At 39.3% G+C, this 19,732-nt stretch carries 13 protein-coding genes; 8 read left to right on the top strand and 5 right to left on the bottom strand.

Features of this window, described 5'->3' with window-relative positions; translation table 11 throughout:
• The first annotated feature begins 85 nt into the window (after positions 1–85).
• Both rlmN and C8P64_RS01225 read left to right on the top strand, forming a co-directional pair.
• Positions 86–1,129 (top strand): dual-specificity RNA methyltransferase RlmN, encoded by a 1,044-nt coding sequence (gene rlmN, locus C8P64_RS01230; protein WP_108170240.1) that lies wholly within the window; start codon positions 86–88, stop codon positions 1,127–1,129.
• Positions 1,130–1,187: 58 nt separating this feature from the next.
• Positions 1,188–2,165 (top strand): polyprenyl synthetase family protein, encoded by a 978-nt coding sequence (locus C8P64_RS01225; RefSeq protein ID WP_108170239.1) that lies wholly within the window; start codon positions 1,188–1,190, stop codon positions 2,163–2,165.
• A gap of 47 nt (positions 2,166–2,212) precedes the next feature.
• On the opposite strand, the gene C8P64_RS01220 is transcribed toward C8P64_RS01225, so the two are convergent.
• The 5 genes from C8P64_RS01220 to C8P64_RS01200 all read right to left on the bottom strand — a co-directional run bounded on the left by C8P64_RS01220 (position 2,213) and on the right by C8P64_RS01200 (position 6,660).
• Positions 2,213–2,458, bottom strand: a complete 246-nt coding sequence (locus tag C8P64_RS01220; RefSeq protein ID WP_108170238.1) for a hypothetical protein — start codon at positions 2,456–2,458, stop codon at positions 2,213–2,215.
• A gap of 77 nt (positions 2,459–2,535) precedes the next feature.
• A complete protein-coding gene (locus C8P64_RS01215) occupies positions 2,536–2,787 on the bottom strand; it encodes a hypothetical protein (protein WP_108170237.1) in 252 nt (83 codons plus the stop codon).
• Positions 2,788–2,835: 48 nt separating this feature from the next.
• Complete coding sequence (locus C8P64_RS01210; protein ID WP_108170236.1) at positions 2,836–3,612, bottom strand: TIGR03915 family putative DNA repair protein; 777 nt, start codon at positions 3,610–3,612, stop codon at positions 2,836–2,838.
• Positions 3,612–4,871, bottom strand: coding sequence for a putative DNA modification/repair radical SAM protein (locus tag C8P64_RS01205; RefSeq protein WP_108170235.1), 1,260 nt, complete (start codon positions 4,869–4,871; stop codon positions 3,612–3,614). The genes C8P64_RS01210 and C8P64_RS01205 overlap by 1 nt, the downstream gene beginning before the upstream one ends.
• 91 nt (positions 4,872–4,962) lie before the next feature.
• The gene (locus tag C8P64_RS01200) at positions 4,963–6,660 is read right to left on the bottom strand and encodes a sulfatase family protein (RefSeq protein WP_108170234.1); all 1,698 of its coding nucleotides are present in this window, start codon (positions 6,658–6,660) and stop codon (positions 4,963–4,965) included.
• Between the two features lie 91 nt (positions 6,661–6,751).
• Here C8P64_RS01200 and C8P64_RS01195 point away from each other — a divergent pair, with 91 nt between their 5' ends.
• The 6 genes from C8P64_RS01195 to C8P64_RS01170 all read left to right on the top strand — a co-directional run bounded on the left by C8P64_RS01195 (position 6,752) and on the right by C8P64_RS01170 (position 19,725).
• Positions 6,752–9,493: a helix-turn-helix and ligand-binding sensor domain-containing protein gene (locus C8P64_RS01195; RefSeq protein ID WP_108170233.1), complete on the top strand. Its 2,742-nt coding sequence runs from the start codon at positions 6,752–6,754 to the stop codon at positions 9,491–9,493.
• A gap of 228 nt (positions 9,494–9,721) precedes the next feature.
• Positions 9,722–12,730, top strand: coding sequence for a SusC/RagA family TonB-linked outer membrane protein (locus C8P64_RS01190; protein ID WP_108170232.1), 3,009 nt, complete (start codon positions 9,722–9,724; stop codon positions 12,728–12,730).
• A gap of 11 nt (positions 12,731–12,741) precedes the next feature.
• Positions 12,742–14,319 carry a RagB/SusD family nutrient uptake outer membrane protein gene (locus C8P64_RS01185; RefSeq protein WP_108170231.1) on the top strand — a complete coding sequence of 526 codons (1,578 nt, stop codon included), beginning with the start codon at positions 12,742–12,744 and terminating at the stop codon, positions 14,317–14,319.
• A 6-nt stretch (positions 14,320–14,325) separates the two neighbouring features.
• On the top strand, positions 14,326–16,050 hold the full coding sequence (locus C8P64_RS01180) for a LamG-like jellyroll fold domain-containing protein (protein WP_108170230.1): 1,725 nt from the start codon (positions 14,326–14,328) through the stop codon (positions 16,048–16,050).
• A gap of 122 nt (positions 16,051–16,172) precedes the next feature.
• Positions 16,173–17,549: a glucoamylase family protein gene (locus tag C8P64_RS01175; RefSeq protein WP_108170229.1), complete on the top strand. Its 1,377-nt coding sequence runs from the start codon at positions 16,173–16,175 to the stop codon at positions 17,547–17,549.
• Positions 17,550–17,553: 4 nt separating this feature from the next.
• Positions 17,554–19,725, top strand: a complete 2,172-nt coding sequence (locus C8P64_RS01170) for a glucoamylase family protein (protein WP_108170228.1) — start codon at positions 17,554–17,556, stop codon at positions 19,723–19,725.
• The last annotated feature ends 7 nt before the right edge of the window (positions 19,726–19,732 follow it).

Raw genomic sequence — 19,732 nt, 5'->3', positions numbered from 1 at the left:
CTGATCTTCGGTTTATGGCCTTTTTTGTAAGCTATTGATATTTAAAAGACTGAAGCATTCAGTTTTAACTTTGTAATTTAGCAGCGTGAAGGATAAGAAGAAAGATATACGGGCATTAACCAAGGAGCAACTTCAGAAATTTTTTGTTTCTGAAGGGGATAAATCCTTTAGGGGAACTCAGGTTTATGAATGGTTATGGAATAAGGCTGCACACTCTTTTGATGATATGACGAATATCTCGAAAGAGACCAGGCAAATGCTGAAGGACAACTTCGTGATCAATCACATTCGTGTAGACCGGATGCAGAGAAGTAGTGATGGCACTATTAAAAATGCCGTTAAACTTCACGATGCCTTAACGGTTGAGTCTGTATTGATCCCAACCAAGACCAGAACAACCGCCTGTGTTTCTTCACAGGTTGGATGCAGTCTGGATTGCCAGTTCTGTGCCACCGCTAAGCTTAAGCGTATGCGTAACCTTAATCCTGACGAGATATATGATCAGGTTGTGGCCATAGATAACGAAAGCAGATTGTATTTTGACCGTCCGCTTTCTAATATCGTTTTTATGGGAATGGGCGAGCCATTGATGAATTACAATAACGTGATGAAGGCGGTAGAAAAGATCACTTCACCAGAAGGGCTCGGGATGTCTCCAAAGCGTATTACCATATCAACTTCAGGAGTGCCTAAGATGATCAAGAAGCTGGCAGACGATGAGGCTAAGATCAAATTAGCGGTTTCATTGCATTCCGCCAGAAATGAGGTAAGAACGAAGATCATGCCTTTTAACGAGACCTTTCCGCTGGAAGATCTAAAAGAGGCTTTAGAATATTGGTATTCCAAAACTAAAAGTAGGATCACCTATGAATATATCGTTTGGAAAGACATAAATGATACCCGTGAGGATGCACAGGCTTTGGTTAGGTTCTGTAAATATGTGCCCTGTAAAGTGAATTTAATTGAATACAATCCTATCGATGACGGGAATTTCCAGCAGGCAGCTTCAGAGGCTACCAATATGTACCAGGATATGCTGGAGCGTAATGGAATTACCGTTACCGTAAGGCGTTCCAGAGGAAAAGATATAGATGCAGCTTGTGGGCAGCTGGCCAATAAATCTGCCTGATTTCATAACTAATTTATCGGGGAAACCTTCGGTATAAATATGTATATTTACGGCCTTTATGAAGGTTATTTCCCAAATAAAACTTCCCGTGCAGAAGGAGATGGAACTTTTCGAGAAAAAGTTCTTCGAATCCATGTCTTCCAAAGTTGCGCTTCTTAATAGAATCACCCACTATATAGTTAACCGAAAGGGTAAGCAGATGCGTCCCATGTTCGTATTCCTGGTGGCCAAGATGGTTTCTAATGGTAACGTGAACGAGAGGACCTATAGGGGAGCTTCAGTTATTGAGCTTATTCATACTGCAACTCTTGTGCATGATGATGTTGTGGACGATTCTAATCGCAGAAGAGGTTTCTTTAGTATAAACGCTTTATGGAAAAATAAGATCGCGGTCCTGGTAGGTGATTATCTGCTTTCCAAGGGGCTTTTATTGTCTATAGATAATAATGATTTTGATCTTTTAAAGATCATATCGGTTGCGGTTAAAGAAATGAGCGAAGGGGAATTGCTTCAGATAGAAAAAGCTCGAAGGTTAGATATTACCGAAGATATTTACTACGATATCATCCGGCAGAAAACAGCAACACTTATTGCAGCCTGTTGTAGCCTTGGAGCTGCCTCTGTAAAACCTGATAGTGATGAGGTCACGAAAATGAGAAAATTCGGAGAGCTTATCGGGATGGCCTTTCAGATCAAGGATGATCTTTTTGATTATGGAACCGAAAAGATAGGAAAGCCAACCGGTATAGATATCAAGGAGCAAAAGATGACCCTGCCTTTGATCTATACGCTGAACAAGGTTTCTAAAAAAGAAAGGGACTGGGTAATCAATTCAGTTAAGAACCATAATAAGGACCGGGCCAGGGTGAAGGAGGTGATTGAATTTGTTCGAAACAACGGCGGACTAGATTATGCCGTGAAGCGTATGAAAGAATTCCAGAAAGAGGCTCTGCTAATCCTTGAAGATTATCCCAGGTCTGAATACCGTGATAGCCTGGAACTCATGGTAAATTATGTAATAGAGCGTAAAAAATAAAAAAAGCGAAGTTCTACTTCGCTTTGCATGTACTGTGACATTATTAGTTAAGCAGCATCATCGTTTGCTTCTTCACCATTTACATCATCTGTTTCATGGATCTCCTCATCGATTTCCTGCTCCACCTTTTCGGCACCTTCTTTAATTTTTTCTCCGGCTTTTTTAGCTCCAGCCTCGATGTCTTCACCAATAGCTTCTGCAGCTTCCTCAGTTTTTTGCTGGGTAGTTTCTCTGCATGAATAAATTGAAAGGCTGAAAATTGCAGCCATAATCAAAATTGCTGATCTTTTCATAATTCTAAAATTTAGGGTTAATTAAAAAAAGGCCATCCCTTGAGGAATGACCTTTAATCTTATTAGAAAGAAGATGATTAAGCGTTATCGTCAGTTTCGTTAACTTCTTCTTCTACTTCTTGTTCCATTTCATTTTCTGCATTTTCAGCAGCAGCTTCTACTTCCTCACCAGCTTCTTCCATCTCATTACCAGCTTCTTCAGCAGCGTTTTCCATATCCTCACCCATAGATTCTACAGCATCTTCGGTTTTTTCCTCAGTTGTTTCTCTACAAGAGTAGATAGAAAGAGACATTGTTGCAACAGCAAATAGTACGAATAATTTTTTCATTGTAAAATTGTTTAATTAGTTGAAGCGCCAAAGTTAAACAATTTTTAATTATGTAAAAACACTCTTTTCACTTAAATATTTCCAGTAACGTTTAGGGACATGTTGCACGTGAAGCCTCATGTTTACTCGGCTTTTGATATTCGTGGAATCAAAATATTCCTTCCATAATTTCTGAAAATAGATTTCACCCGGATCAAAATATTCCAGATTTCCGCCAGAAATACCTATATCCTCGGGTAGTTCCATCGATACAAATTCAGTTTTATTAAGGTCGTAATAAGCACCATATTTTCTCTTTATGTCATAGATTAGCCATTTTTGATCTGCGTACCTGCTTTTGAAATGTTTAATGATAATGGGCAATACATTAAAATCGGGCTCAATGATCGCAAAATAGATATCATCCTTGGTTAATCTGAACCTTACAAAAGCTTCCATTCTATGCTTTTCCCGGCCTACCTGTTTCGCAATATTTGTGATATATAAAACTGAAGGATGGGAATAGTCTGTATCTACCTTTTGCTTACTTGAAAAGATATATTTACACATATCATATAACTTCATCTCTATCCCCGGCGCTTCACTAAGAAAGGCCCATTTTAATCTGAGCATTCCGTTTCTGGAAACTTTAGCTTTCAGGCCCTTAATAACCCGCAATGCTTTTTGCTCATCTGTTATAGCCTCCAAAGTTTCGGCGAATAACTGATTTTGATCCTCGCCGGCAGGCACTATTTCAACGATGTTCAATTTCTGCTCATAGGCCATGAAGATACAGGTTAGGAAACCCATAAAACTACCATCATATTTTAGAACTGTATCTGGCATTAGAATAGACTTAATTGCGGACTGAGATCTTTAATGTATTTGCTATGTGAATTCTTTAAAATGATCTGTTTTAGGCTTTCGCTGGAAAGATCCTTTAGTTCCTTTTCTCTTGAATCGCAGGTGATAAAATATTTCGCCTTGTTGGTGGCGATGCCGATCTTTTGAAGATGCTCCCAGTTGAGTTTCCGGTACTTCCTTGATTGGATGATCTTATTTACAGATTTAAGCCCTATCCCGGGAACCCTGAGTAGAAGCTGCTTCTCAACCCTATTAATGTCAAGAGGAAACAAATGTCTATTGCGAAGGGCCCAGCTAAGTTTTGGGTCGATCTCCATATCCAGGTGAAGAAAATCATCATTTAGAAGTTCCCTGATATCAAATCCATAGAATCTCATGAGCCAATCTGTCTGGTAGAGTCGATTCTCTCTGAGCATAGGAACCTGAGATCCTATTGCCGGAAGCCTGGGGTCATTACTTATAGGTACATAACCTGAATAATAGACCCTTTTCATATTGTATTTCTTATAAAAGAAGGCCGAGGAATACATAATGTCGCGATCACTTTCCCCGGTTGCTCCCACGATCATTTGTGTGCTCTGTCCCGCGGGGGCATATTTTGGAGTACTTTTAATTAACCTGGATTCCTCCTTATATTGAATGATCTCATCTTTGACCTTTTTCATTGGTTTCATGAAATCCTCATGTTTTTTATCTGGAGCCAATAGTTTTAAGCCAGATTTGGTGGGGATCTCGATATTAACGCTCAGGCGGTCTGCATAGAGTCCTGCTTCACGCATGAGTTCATCGCTGGCACCAGGAATACTTTTAAGATGAATATATCCATTGAAATTTTCCTCCAGCCTGAGTTTTTTCGCGACACTTATCAAGCGTTCCATGGTATGATCTGGGCTTTTAAAAATTCCTGAACTTAGAAAAAGCCCTTCAATATAATTTCGCCTATAAAAACTAATGGTAAGATCTACGACTTCCTGGACCTTAAAAGCAGCCCTTTTAATATCATTGCTTTTCCGGGTAACGCAATAGGCGCAATCGAAGATACAGTGATTGGTGAGTAAGATCTTCAACAGAGAAACACAGCGGCCATCCTGGGTATAGGAGTGGCATATTCCCATCCCTGAAGAATCTCCAAGACCTTTATTGGTGTTCTTTCTCTTGCTACCACTACTTGAGCAGGATACATCATACTTAGCTGCATCTGCAAGAATATTAAGCTTTTCTTTGATTCGGTCGAAATCCATAAAATTGGAATTTTTCCAAAATTAGGAAAAATTCCAATTAATGAATAATTATTTTGAGGATAGAATGAACTCTTTTTGCCTGAAAAAGAACTTAATCCACCTCGATCGATTTCTTCTCAGGGTAGGTTTCCGGATCTTCACCTGCTAAACGAGCGAAGTTTCTATAGGCCTGGTCAACTTTTTCCTTCGGAGTGGTTTGGAATTCTTTTTCGGTAACTTCATACTTTTCCTGAAGTTGCTTCAGTTCCAAATGCAGTTTTTGCTGAATTTCAGCATAAGCAGGATCACCATAGAGGTTATTTTCTTCTTTCGGATCTTTTTTAAGATCATAAAGTTCCCAGGTGTCTATATCATCATAGAAATGTATAAGCTTATATCTTTCTGTTCTAATCCCATAATGTCTTTTTACCATATGGAAGGCAGGAAAATCATAATAATGGTAATAAACCGCATCTCTGAATCCTCCTGCATTGGTTTTATTATTAAGTAAGGGTCTAAGAGATTTTCCTTGCATGGAGTCTGGTATTTCCGCTCCGGCGAAATCAAGAAATGTTGGAGCGAAATCGAGATTCTGGGTCAGGGCATCTATAGTGATCCCTTTTTCTATAGCCTTGGGGTATTGCATTAATAAAGGCATCGCCAGTGATTCTTCATACATAAAGCGCTTATCAAAGAATCCTTTCTCTCCCAGGTAGAATCCCTGGTCTGTAGTGTAAACTATTAAGGTATTTTCAGTAAGATTATTTTTTTCCAGGTAATCAAGAATTTTACCAACGCCCTCATCTACGGCCTTAACGGTACCCATGTAATCTCGAAGGTATCTCTGACCTTTCCATTTTGCAAGCTCACGGCCCTGAAGGTTGGCATCATGAAATGCATCATTCTTAGGCCTGTAAGCATTATTCCATGCCTGTCTTTGTTCCTTGGTCATTCTGTCGAAATCTGAGGTCCATGGATTATGTCTCAAGGAATCACTTCCCTTGGAGACCGTCATTTTTAGATCGTGACCTTCATACATGTCTTCGTAAATAGTTTGCAGCTGTTGCTGTGCCGCTACTTGACCTTCATGTTTGGAAAGATAAGAATCAGGTAAAGGGAAAGTAATGGAATCGTAAGTGTTAATATGCCTAATTGGAGGCATCCAGTTTCTATGAGGTGCTTTATGATGCACCATTAAAAAAAATGGCTCATCCTTTTTTCGTTTGGTTTCCATCCAGTCTATACCCATATCGGTAATGATGTCTGTCGCATACCCATTGACGATGGTCGTATCATTTTGATGAATGAATTCCGGATTGTAATAATTCCCCTGATCATTTAAAATATTCCAGTAATCAAAACCCTGTGGCCTGCCATGCAGATGCCATTTTCCAACGATGGCAGTCTGGTATCCCGCTTCCTTTAGAAATTTTGGCAGGGTGGGTTGGGAACCGTCAAAAACTTCCCCATTCATTCTAAACCCATTTATATGGCTGAACTTTCCCGTTAGAATAACCGCACGGCTTGGCCCGCAGATTGAATTCGTGCAGAAATTATTTAGGAATTTAGCCCCGTTATTTGCGATCCGGTCAATATTAGGCGTGGGCGCCAATTGGCTCACCGGGTGACCGTATGCACTAATGGCCTGAGCCGCGTGATCATCGGTCATGATAAAAACAATATTCGGTTTCTGTAACTTTTCAGCGTTTTCTGAATTTTTCGCCTCCTTGTTATTTTCGCAACCAATGATCGCTAATAGGGGTAATAAAAAGATAATAAGGAATGTTTTGGGAAGGGAGTATATATGCATGGATTAAATTTTAAAAATGAAAATTACGAAAGTTTTCGTTCAAAATTATTAATTTTCACCTGCTCAATGACTGCACAAACCGATATACATTATGATTAATAAAGCTCTTAAATGTTTGATTTTAATGGGTTTGATGGTTTATACAACCTATTCTCAAGAGCTTGTGCCACCTATACAAAACTTTTCGCCATCAGAATATTCTGCGGCCAGCCAGAACTGGGATATTGCAGTAGATGATCGCGGGGTGGTTTATACCGCCAATAATCAGGGATTGCTAGTTTTCGACGGAATCAACTGGGAGCTATTTCCTTTAGAGAGCCAATCTATCATCCGGTCGGTATATCCCCATAAAGACAGAATTTACACGGGATCTTATGAAGAGTTTGGATTTTGGAAAAGAGATTCCATCGGTAAGATGAAGTATACCTCTCTTTCACCTTTAATGGAAGATTTTAATATGCAAAGCGATGAATTCTGGGAGATCCTCGCATATAAGGATACCATTTACTTCAGGTCTTTTGGTGCAGTCTATAAATATGATGGCGCTGAGATTACTAAGGTCGAGGACCTGGTGAGTACTGCCCTGGGAACTTTTAAGGGTAAAATGGTCTATGCTCCAAGAATGCAGGGACTGGCTTATCTGGATGAAAATGGAAACAGCAAGCCATTGGATGGAGATCTTGATGTATTGGAGGGGGTTAATATCATTGATATTGAAGCACAGGGTGATTCTCTATTTATTGCGGGGAAAGAATCGTTGTATGTATATTTTGATGGAAAGGTTCGGAAAATAAATGATGTAAGGCTGAATGAACTTCTTAGCAGATCTGAGCTAAATCATATTATTCCCATAAGCTCCAATGAGATCATTTTAGGAACTATAAAGGACGGTATCGTACATTATGATTTTAGGGATAAAAGCTTTCAGACCTATAATCGTACTGCCGGACTACAGAACAATACAATTCTGGGGATAGATTATTTTGATGAAAAGCTGTGGCTCGCTTTAGATAAAGGAGTGGATATGATTGAGCTTAAAGCTCCTGTGAACTTTTACACAGATAATTCGGGTGAGCTTGGAGCAGTATATGATCTCCATAATTATAATGGTAACTATTACCTGGCGAGTAATACCGGGATTTACAATTTTACAAATTCAGAGCTTAGGTTAATCGAGAATGCTAAAGATCATACCTGGAATCTGGAGGAGATTAATGGCAGGCTTTATGCCAATCATAATACCGGGATCTACGAAATATCTAATGGTAAATTTGTTCCAATAGATACCCGCACCGGAAGTTTTTCTATAGATGAGATAGATGGTCTAAGCGATAAATTATTGATCTCGCATTATACCGGTATTAGTTTATATGACCAGAAAACCGGTGAGATCAGCGAATTGGAGGGAATCAATTTTCCTGTTAAACAGGTTGTATTCGAAAATGACAATACCTTCTGGGCGGCACATCCATATGAAGGTATCTATAAGATCTCTCACGAAAATTTCACCAATCTTAAAGTTGAAAAGATTCGTTCTCTAGGGCAGAAAGAAAATTATAATCCGAAGATCTACAAGTTGAATAATCAGGTCGTGGCCTATGTCAATGGGAGCTGGTATCAATATAATCCATTCCAGGATGATTTTGAAAGCTTTGATGACCTCAAAGAATACGATGGTTCAAAATTGATATATAAAGGTTCAAATTATTATGTATTTATAGAAACAGACAGTGGGAACCTTATTATTACAGATCTGCATGATGAAAAGATCAGGATCGCCCCCGAAGATCTCGACCAGAGAATGGTTAAGTCGAACGAGAACTTTATAAGGGAAAATGATTCTATTTTTTATGTGACCTTAAATGATGGCTTTGCCAGGATAAACTTGAATAAACTTCGGGATATCAATGGAGATAGGTGGATGAGTACGCCTTTTCTAAAGGAATTTGCAGATGAGAAAGAAAATTATTCACTAACGGGTACACCGGTGATTCCCTATAACAGTTCTAAAAATATAAAAGTAAAGGTTGGTTTGCCGGTTTCAAGCACATCCAGGCTTACCTATACCTTAGAAGGAGAAGAAACTATTACCGGTAGTATTAATTCTGGGGTACTTACTTTCAGAAATCTTGTACATGGAGACTATAGCTTAAAACTAAGTGCCTGGGGTAATGGGATTGATGAAGTTTCTACAGCGAGTTATAATTTCACCATAGCCCCGCCCTGGTATCTAAGCCTTCCTATGAAGCTTGTTTATGTTCTCATTTTTCTTTCAGTTATATTCCTTATTTACTGGTTAAACAAACAAAAGCTGAAAAAGCATCAATTACAGCTGGAAGCGAAATTTGAGAAGGAGCATGCCGAAAGGTTGAACAAGATAGAAAAGGATCGGTTGATGCATGAAATAGACCTGAAGCGAAAAGAGCTGGCCAATACCACCATGATGGCTGCAAAAAAGAATGAAGTATTAATGGAAATTCAGGGAGAATTGAACAAGGACAAGAATAAATTCTCAAATCAGTTTCGGGTTAAACATATAATGACCAAGATCAACAATGCTGTTAAGAATAAAGATGAGTGGAAAGTGTTTGAAACGAATTTCAATGAAGTACACGAAGATTTTTTCAAGGATGTATTGGAAAAATATCCGAAGCTTACCAGTAAGGACCTTAAACTTTGCTCCTACCTTAAAATGAATTTATCCTCTAAGGAGATTGCTCCTTTAATGGGAATTTCAGTAAGAGGGGTAGAGGTACATCGATATAGATTAAGAAAAAAGATGGAACTGGATAGCGATGTGAATTTGACAAAATTTTTGATCAAGAATTTCTAAATTCTTAATAATACTGTCAAAAATTATCAAAAAAACACTACTACATTACTACATCACCCTCTAAAAATTTACTTAAAAAGCTACTTCAATAATCTTCTAAACACTTGTTTTTTAAGTGTTTATAATGTATTTTGAGTTGAAGTAGCAGTTGTGTACTACAACGTTTGCGTAAATGAGGCTATATGAGCGTATCTTTCACTTACAAATTAAGCAAAACACCTTACTAGTATGAAAGTAAAACTATTCTTGGCTAGTGTATTTTTCCTGGTCTTCTCAGGATTATCTTATGCACAGCAAACCAAAACTATTAGTGGTACTGTTATTAGTGCCAATGAGGTACCCCTACCGGGAGCAGAAGTTAAAGTTAACGGTAAGGATATCTTTGACGTGACCGATTTCGACGGAAACTTCACTTTAGAAGACGTTGAAGTTGGAGATGTATTTACGGTAACCTTTCTTGGATTTAAAGACAAGGAAATAGAAGTTACCACTAGTTCAGATTATTCTGTTGTTCTGGAAGAAGATGCGGGACAATTAGATGAAGTAGTTGTAGTTGGTTACGGTACTCAAAAGAAAAGAGATCTAACCGGGGCCATAGCTTCATTAGATTCAGAAGAGCTAGAAAAGACACCAACCGCTAACGTAATGCAATCATTACAGGGAAAAGTTTCTGGTGTGCAGATCGTAAGCGCAGGTTCTCCAGGTGATTCACCTACGGTACGAATCAGGGGATTGGGAACCTTCCAGGATGCAACCAATGTATTATATGTAGTAGACGGTACCTTATATGACAATATAGATTTCCTGAACACTAAGGATATCAAATCTGTAAACGTACTTAAAGATGCTTCGTCTTCTGCTATTTATGGTGTACGTGCCGCCAACGGGGTTGTGATCATCGAAACTAAATCTGGGCGCAAGAACCAGAAACCTCAAATTGAATACGATGGTTATACCGGTATTCAAAGAGCACAGAATGTTGTGAAAATGGCTAATGCCGAGCAGTTTGTTACGATGGCGCTTGAATCTGGTTCATCTGCAGATGCGCAGTTTGTGAATAATGCCATTCAGCGATACGGAAGAAGTCGTATAAATCCTAATATTCCAGATGTTAATACAGACTGGTATGAAGAGGTACTAAGAGATGGGATCATTCAGAACCATAGTATTGGAGTTTCTGGAGGTGCGGAAAAAGTCACCTATTCTATAGGTACTAACTATTTTGCCCAGGAAGGTATCCTGGATATGAAGAATGAATATGAGCGATTTAACATGCGTTCCAAGGTAGATATAGATATTTCAGATCGCTTTAAATCTGGAGTGAATGCCATTTTTAGTAATGCTACTAAATATGCCCCTGAAAATGCGGCCTGGTTCAAATCTTATTTTGCGGTTCCAATCATGCCGGTAATAGATCCTTTAAATACAGAGGCTTCTCCGATTCAATATTCTAATGCCCAGATACTTGGATATCGTGGTACTCAGAATCCATTTACAGACATAACTTATAACGAGGACCGTCTGAAGATCAGAAAAATGCTGGCTACTATTTATTTTCAATATGAAATAATTCCGGAAAAGCTTGAATTTAAGACTACCTATAGTCATAATTTTTCTGCTTTAGAAGAGAGATATGTGGACCTTCCCTATTTATTAGGAAATAACGTAGAAAGAAGATCAAGTATAAGGAGAGAAAACAATACCTTTTCAAACCAGTACTGGGATAATACCTTAACTTATAATGATCAATTCGGGGATCACGACCTTACTGTACTAGCAGGACATTCTTATAGAGATGAGGCTTCCAATGAATTTGCGGCGACAGGACAGGATATAGCTGGTATTCAATTGGAATCTAGCTGGTTCCTTGACTTTGCAGACCCGGAATCATTCAATAATAGAGTTTCTGAAAGAGGAAGAAGATATTATGGTATTTCTTATTTTGGTAGGGTAGCTTATAACTTCAAAGATAAGTATCTCCTATACGGTACAATCAGAGCAGATGGATCTTCGAAGTTTACCAAAGATCCATGGGGTTATTTCCCTTCAGTAGGTGCCGGATGGGTAATTAGTGAAGAAAACTTTATGGAAGATAACGGAGTTTTCGATTTCCTTAAATTAAGAGCCAGCTGGGGTAAATTAGGTAACGATAACGTAGCAGCCAGTGATGGTTCTAATACGATCAACGTAATTACTGCAGCTTTAGGTGATCAACCTAGAAATGGTATTACTTCTACCAGTATATTTTCAGATAATACCTGGGAGGTTATTGAAGAGGTGAACTTTGGTATGAATATGGAAATGTTTGAAAATAAGCTGTCTATTGATGCCGATTATTATATCAGAGATACAGAAGATGCGATCCTACCTGTGTTTATTCCTATTATCAACAGAAGTGTAAACCAGAATTCAGGTGTTATTCGTAACCAGGGATTAGAACTGAATGTAAACTGGAACCAGCAGGTTTCAGATGATTTCAGCTATTCGATTGGCGCGAACTTCACCACTTTGGAAAATGAGGCTTTATCTATCGAAGATGAAAGAGGTTATATAGATTCGGGTAGTGCTGAATTCCGTCAGAGAACACAGGAGGGTGGTCCGCTTTTTGCATTCTATGGGTATGAAAGGGTAGGAGTTTACCAGAATCAGGCTCAGGTAGATGCAGATCCAATTGCGGTAGAAAATAACCTTGCTCCTGGAGACCTTATTTACAGGGATCAGAATGGAGATGGCGTTATAGATGATTCAGACAGGGTGATCCTGGGATCATTCTTGCCAGATTTCACATTTGGAGGAAACATTGGCGTGAACTACAAGGCCTTTGATATGACCATGAGTTTTTATGGTCAAACCGGGAATAAGATCCTGAACCGTAAAAGAGGAGAGATCATCTTTACACAGGATACTAATATAGATGCAGATCTTGCGATCAACAGATGGCATGGTGAAGGAACAAGTAATTCCTACCCTTCTTCAGCCGGATTGCGTAAGGCCTGGAACCAGCGTTTAAGTAATTTCTGGGTTGAGGATGGAGATTTCTTCAGAATTCAGAATATTCAGGTAGGATATACTATTCAATCTGAAGCTCTTCCGCAAACCAGGTTATATTTCACCGCAGAACGACCATTTACATTCTTTGACTATAATGGTTTTGACCCTGAAGTACCAAATGGTGTAGATAGACAAACCTATCCTATCCCATCTGTGTATACTATAGGACTAAATATTAAAATTTAAAAAAACGCGATATGAAAAGAATTGAAAAATCAATTATTCTAAGCGTATTCACCATACTTGCCTTGGCTACCACTATTTCTTGTAGCGACAAGCTGGATACGCAGGAGGGTCAGCTGAATACAGGTGATCTTGATTACACTAATACAGACGATATGATCGATCCTGTTATTGGTGCTTACCATGAATTTGCTACCAGAGGTTGGGAAGAACCACTTTTACTGGGAGTAAGAGGTGATGACGTGAATGCCGGTGGAGAAGGAGATCAGCAGCCTTTCGCAGATACCGATAGATTCATATACAATAAAGATTACTGGATGTATAATTCTTTATGGAATGTACATTATAATGATATCGTGAATATGAATACGGCCATTCTTCAGGTAGAAAACTTTAAAGAGTTTGCTGAAGGGGATGATATCGCGAGAGCAGATCAATATATCGCTGAAATTAGTGTTCTGAGAGCGTGGTTCCATCTGAACCTGGCCCGTGTTTGGGAGGATGTATTTATTATCACATCAAACCAGCCAAGCACTGAAGTTGAAAATGGTGTGGCTAGCAAAGAGGAAGTGATGCAGTTCATTATAGATCAAATGGATATGGCAATCCCTAATTTGCCAGATGCAAGACCTAATGAACGTACAGATATCCCTGGTGGAGTTACCAGGTATACCGCTTATGCTTTAAAAGCCCTTGCTTACCAGGAATTAGAAAATTACCAGGGAGTTGCAGATGCTGCCGGTGCGATCATTAATTCAGGTAAATTCTCACTATATCCAGATTTCTACCAGTTGTTCAAGAAACCTGGAGAACTTAGTGATGAAAGCTTGCTAGAAATGCAGTATTCAGATTTTGGATCTGCCACAGGTGATGCCGTTTACCATTTATACGCTCCATTCGGGCCTCAAAACTGGACACCAGAAAGAGAGAACGCCAGCAGTGGATGGGGATTTTACGAGCCTAGTATGAAGTTTATTAAGTTCATGATAGACCGTAATGAAACTGTGCGTTTAGAAACTTCAGTTTTATTTACAGACCGAGGTATTGCTGAGATCGAAGACGATGGTTATACCATGCCTTCATTTGTAAGCAATACTACTCCTTCCGGAGATGTCATCAACGATTATGCAAGAGCATTATTTGCAAGTGGTAAGCATTATTTACCATCTGTTCAATTAACCGATGGTAGAAATGATTATGGAGCAGGTAAGAACATGATCGTGATAAGATATGCCGAAATTCTTTTAATGTATGCTGAAGCAGTAACTCAGGGAGCTAGCGCTACTGCAATTTCTGCCGATGCTGCCGTAAACCTGGTAAGAGAAAGAGCAGATCTTTCTACAATTTCTGGTGTTACTCAGCAAGATGTACTGGATGAGAAATTTGCTGAATTAGCCATGGAATGGGGAATTCGCTATTATGATATGGTTCGTTTAGGTAAAACTGAAGAATTAAGCTACGATGGAAGATCATTTTCATCTGGAGACCAATACCTGCCTTATCCACAGGCTCAGGTTGATGCCTTGCCTTTAAATGCTACACCTGTAGATCGAAATACGGCAATGAACAATGTATTGCGACAATTAAACTAATTAGATATGAAATATTTTAATATAAAGCTTTTAAGTTTATTCTCATTTGCCCTGCTTTTCATTGCTTGTGAGTATGATGGGATAGATCCTATAACCGAGGTAGACCCGGGTCCAGATCAGGGCGCTCCAGAAGTTACTATTAATGCGCCTTTAGAAGGAAATACGATTAAAGTACTGGAAGAGGTTTCTAGCATTGATATTAAATTCAAAGTAGAAGATGATATCGAGGTTGCTAACATCGAGGTGATGGTAGATGGTAATGTGATCGCCACTATGAGCGATTTCAAGGATTACCGAATCGTGATCGAGGAGTTAGTCTATGATAATATCGCTAACGGTGACCATACGGTTACCGTAAAGGCAACCGACCTTGAAGGGAATGTGACCACCAAAACGGTGAATTTCAGCAAGGAGCCTCCATATACTCCAAAATTCGATAATGAATATTTATATATGCCTTTCGATGGGGATTATGTAGACCTAATGACCTTGAGAAGTGCAGAAGTTACAGGTGATCTTAGTTTTGCCGGGGAATCTTTCTTAGGTTCTAATGCCTACACTGGTTCTCCAGATTCTTATATCAACATTCCATTTGATGGATCTGTAGGTTCAGAATTTACTGCTTCCTTCTGGTATAAGGTTAGTGGAGATCCTAGCCGTGCCGGGATACTGGTAGCAGGAGCAGATCAAAACCGTACTCAGGGATTCAGATTATTCCGCGAAGGAAGTGCAGCTGAGCAAAGACTTAAGCTGAATGTTGGAACCGGTACCGGAGAAGTATGGAACGATGGTGGAACCCTGGATCCAGAAAAAGACGAATGGGTACACGTTGCGTTTACAGTCACTTCTGAAGAAACGGTGATCTATCTTGATGGTAACCCTGTGAATACAGGAAATATGGCCGGTTCTTCTATAGACTGGACCGGAGTTGAGAGTTTAACTATTGGTTCAGGTGGTGAAACTTTTAGCTACTGGGATCACAAATATGATAGCAGTGATATTGATGAATTGAGAATATTTGATGCTGCTCTTTCTCAGGAGGAAATTCAAGGATTGATCAATGCTTCATCTGAAACTTTAAAACTTTCATTTGATGGATCATACCAGGATGCTGCGTCTAACCGTGAGGTTACTGTAGTAGGTAATCCTGGATTCGCAGGTGAATCTGTTGAAGGTTCAAATGCCTACGCGGGTGCTGAAGGTTCCTATTTAACCATGCCTTCTGAAGGATTATTAAGTCCAACTTTTAGCGCGACCTTCTGGTATAAAGTAAATGCCAGTCCAGACCGTGCTGGTATTATTGTGATAGGGCCAGAAGACACCGATAATCCTAACGAACAGAATAATAGAACTTCCGGATTTAGATTTTTCAGAGAAAATGGTGCTGAAGGATTTCAGCGATTTAAATTGAATGTAGGCGACGGTACTGCAGATACCTGGGTTGATGGTGGAACTGCGGCAGATGTAGCTAACGACGCCGGATGGGTGCATATCGCATTCACCATATCTTCCTCAGCCGCCACGGTGTACATCAATGGAGAGGTTGTGAAAGAATCTGCATTTTCAGGAATAGACTGGACGGGTACAGACCTGGTTTCGATCATGTCTGGAGCTCCACGCTTTACGCAATGGGGACACCTTTCAGATTCCAGCTATATGGATGAACTTACTTTTTATAATAAAGTTCTTACTAAAGAAGAAATTGAAGCCAACATGGCTATGGCTCAATAAGACCTAATAATAGAGCTCCGGGCTTGTGGCCCGGAGCTTTTATTTAATCTTGGATTTTCCGAAAGTATATTAATTTCTGCCCCCTTATTTTTTAAAATAATGGCGTGGAGAAACAGCTAACTATGTTCAAAATCGACCTTTCTAAACTATTGTTTTTTGCGGGATTTTTATTTTTGATATCCTGTTCAGATGATTCTGGTCCTGGTTATCAGCCACCCTATATTCCAGATACCTCAGACGATGGTCTTACAGATGACGGCCCGGTAGAAGAAAGCCTAACCGATACCGAACTGCTGGATCTCGTGCAGGAACAAACCTTTAAATATTTCTGGGATTTCGCAGAATCAAATAGCGGCATGGCCAGAGAAAGATCTCAGGATGAGGCTTACGGCGGTCAGGGAGATGATATCGTCACCACTGGAGGGACAGGTTTTGGCCTTGCTTCTTTCCCAACAGCTGTAGAACGTGGCTGGGTTAGTCGTGAGGAAGCTACAGACAGGTTGGTGAAAATTTTAAATTTTCTGGAAGAAGCGCCTAAATATCATGGGGCATTTTCTCATTGGTATTTGGGAAGTACAGGTCAAACCAGGCCTTTTAGTGACCTGGATGATGGCGGTGATCTTGTGGAAACGGCCTTCCTGATCCAGGGATTATTGATCTGCCGGGAATATTTTAATAATGGTTCAGAAAAAGAGAATGAGATCAACTCAAGGATCACCAGCATCTGGGAAAATGTAGAATGGACCTGGTATACTCAGGGAGAAAATGTACTTTACTGGCACTGGTCACCTTACAACCAGTTCGCCATAGATCTTAAGATTAAAGGCTGGAACGAGTCATTGATTGTTTATGTTCTGGCAGCTTCTTCGCCTACCTATTCAATTTCTGAAGAGGTTTATAACGAAGGATGGGCCTCTAATGGGGCAATAATAACCAATAGGAACCATTACAATATTAATTTACCAATGGGGCCAAGTTTTGGCGGACCATTGTTCTTTAGTCATTATTCCTTTATAGGCCTGGATCCAAGAAATTTGCAGGATCAGTATGCCAATTACTGGAAACAGAATGAAGCGCACAGCTTGATAAATTATAATTACTGTGTTACTAACCCGAAGAATTTCGAGGGTTATGGTGAAAATTCATGGGGTTTAACCGCATCAGATAGTAGAGAAGGATATGCGGCACATAGCCCTACCAATGACGTGGGAGTAATAACTCCTACCGCCGCATTATCCTCTTTTCCTTATACACCCGATGAATCTATGGCTGCTCTCAGGTATTTCTATGAAGAACAGGGAGATAAGCTTTGGGGTGAAATGGGATTTTATGATGCATTTTCTGAAGAATATAACTGGTACGCCGATGGATACCTGGCGATAGATCAGGGGCCTATAGTTGCCATGATTGAGAACTACAGGACGCAATTGCCCTGGAATCTTTTTATGGCAAATGAAGAGATAAAATCAGGATTAGATAAACTAGGTTTTAGTTATTAAACAGATGAAGGTACTTAAGCTTTACATATTTTTCCTGCTTCTGCCAATGTTTCTCTATTCTCAGGAAACACCCTATAACAAGGTGTTTTTCGAAAATAGTTTGATGACAGAAAGTTGGTATTATAGTGAAGTGAATTATGAATCACCCTCATTTGTATTTAATATTGAGAAAAAATTACCTGTAAATCAGGACGAATCATTTACTCCAGTTAACAGTCTTACTTTAAATTACCGCTCTTCATCTGAAGGTAAATGGAATGTAGACCTTTTATTTCCTGAATGGAGAGGAAAGGATATTTTTAGAGCTGCAGATCAATTAAGTATTTGGATCTACGTAAAATCGAAAACAGAACTAAAAGACCTTCCGGAACTCGCCATAAAAACAGAGAATTCCCTTTCAGATTTTGAAAGTATTGCAGATTACATTCAGAATTTTCAAAAAGACACCTGGATACAGGTAAGAATTCCATTAAAGGAATTTGGACTGGATACTTTAGATGTTTCCGCTATATCTGCTATTCAGTTTTCTCAGGCAAATGATTCTTCCGGTGACCATGAAATTCTTATTGATCAGCTAGAATTAATAAACTCTGAAATAAGCAAATTACCTGTATCGGGAATAGAAATAAATTCAGCAAAAGCATATGAAATGCATGTGGATCTCACCTGGAAAGAGGTAGATCCTGCCAGGGTAAAATATGTGAAAATTTACAGGTCTCAGGATGGTACTAATTATCAGGCTGTGGGTATTCAAAATACTCAGTACCTATCAAGATATACAGATTTTACAGGCAAGACCAATCAGAAATATAGCTATAAAATAAGTGCAGTTGGCCAGGATTATTCTGAATCCAAATTGTCTGAACCCATCCAGGTCTCCACAAAGAAAATGACCGATGAAGAATTACTAACAATGGTTCAGGAAGTGTCTTTCAGGTATTATTGGGATGGAGCTGAAGAATTTAGTGGTCTGGCGCTAGAAAATATTCCAGGGCGTAAAAATATGGTGGCTTCCGGTGCTTCCGGTTTCGGTCTAATGGCTTTAGTTGTGGGAGCAGAAAGAGGTTTCATTGAAAGGGATCATTTCGTTTCGAGAATGGAGAAGATTCTCAATTTTCTTGAAAAAGCCGATAGATTTCATGGTGCTTACTCGCATTTCAACGACGGACCTTCTGGCAATGTTGTTCCTTTCTTCGGAAATCGGGATAATGGAGCCGACCTTGTTGAAACATCCTTTTTAATGCAGGGTTTACTTACAGTGAGGCAATATCTTTCTGAAGAAAATATCAAGGAAAATGATTTGCGAAAAAGGATCACTACAATCTGGGAAGAGGTAGAGTGGGATTGGTTCAAAAAGGAGGAAGACAGTAAATACTTAACCTGGCACTGGTCTCCAGATCAGGAATGGGTGATAGATCATCAACTTATTGGTTGGAATGAGACCATGATAACTTATTTCATGGCTATTGCTTCACCAACCCATGGCGTAGATCCAGCAATGTATTACAGCGGTTGGGCAAGTCAGGAAGAAAAAGCACAGGAATACCGTTCAAATTGGGGAGAAACCAGGGCTGGTTCAAAATATGAAAACAAAGAGACATATTTAGGAATTCCTTTAAAGGTAGGTGTGGGAGTTGGAGGTCCTCTATTTTTTACTCATTATTCATTTTTAGGTTTAGATCCTCATAAAATGGAAGATCGATATGTGAATTATTTTGAAAATAATAAGGATATCGTACTTATCAATTATAGATACAGCTGTGAAAATCCTGGAGGATATGAGGGCTACGGAAAAAATAGCTGGGGACTTACCGCTAGTGATGGCCCTGAAGGATATAAGGCCAGAGAAGCTAAACCTTCTCAGGACGATGGAACCATCGCTCCTACCGGTGCTATCGCTTCGTTTCCTTATACCCCAGTGAAATCTATGGCTGCCCTGAAAAATTTTTATAGGGAAAAGGGGCAATTTCTATGGGGAGAATATGGGTTCAGGGATGCATTTAATCTTTCAGAAGATTGGGTGGCCAATATCTATATGGGACTTAATCAGGCACCCATGACCATTATGATAGAAAATTATCGAACAGGATTATTATGGGATCTGTTCATGAAAAATAAAGAAATAAAACAAGCCTTGAATGAAATTCAGGCTTTGGAAAATAATAAGGATCATTAAAAACCCT

Source organism: Christiangramia gaetbulicola, from assembly GCF_003054225.1.
GTDB classification, from domain to species: Bacteria; Bacteroidota; Bacteroidia; order Flavobacteriales; family Flavobacteriaceae; genus Christiangramia; species Christiangramia gaetbulicola.
The sequence above is the reverse complement of the archived record's forward strand: the minus strand, read 5'-3'. Positions and strand labels throughout refer to the sequence as shown.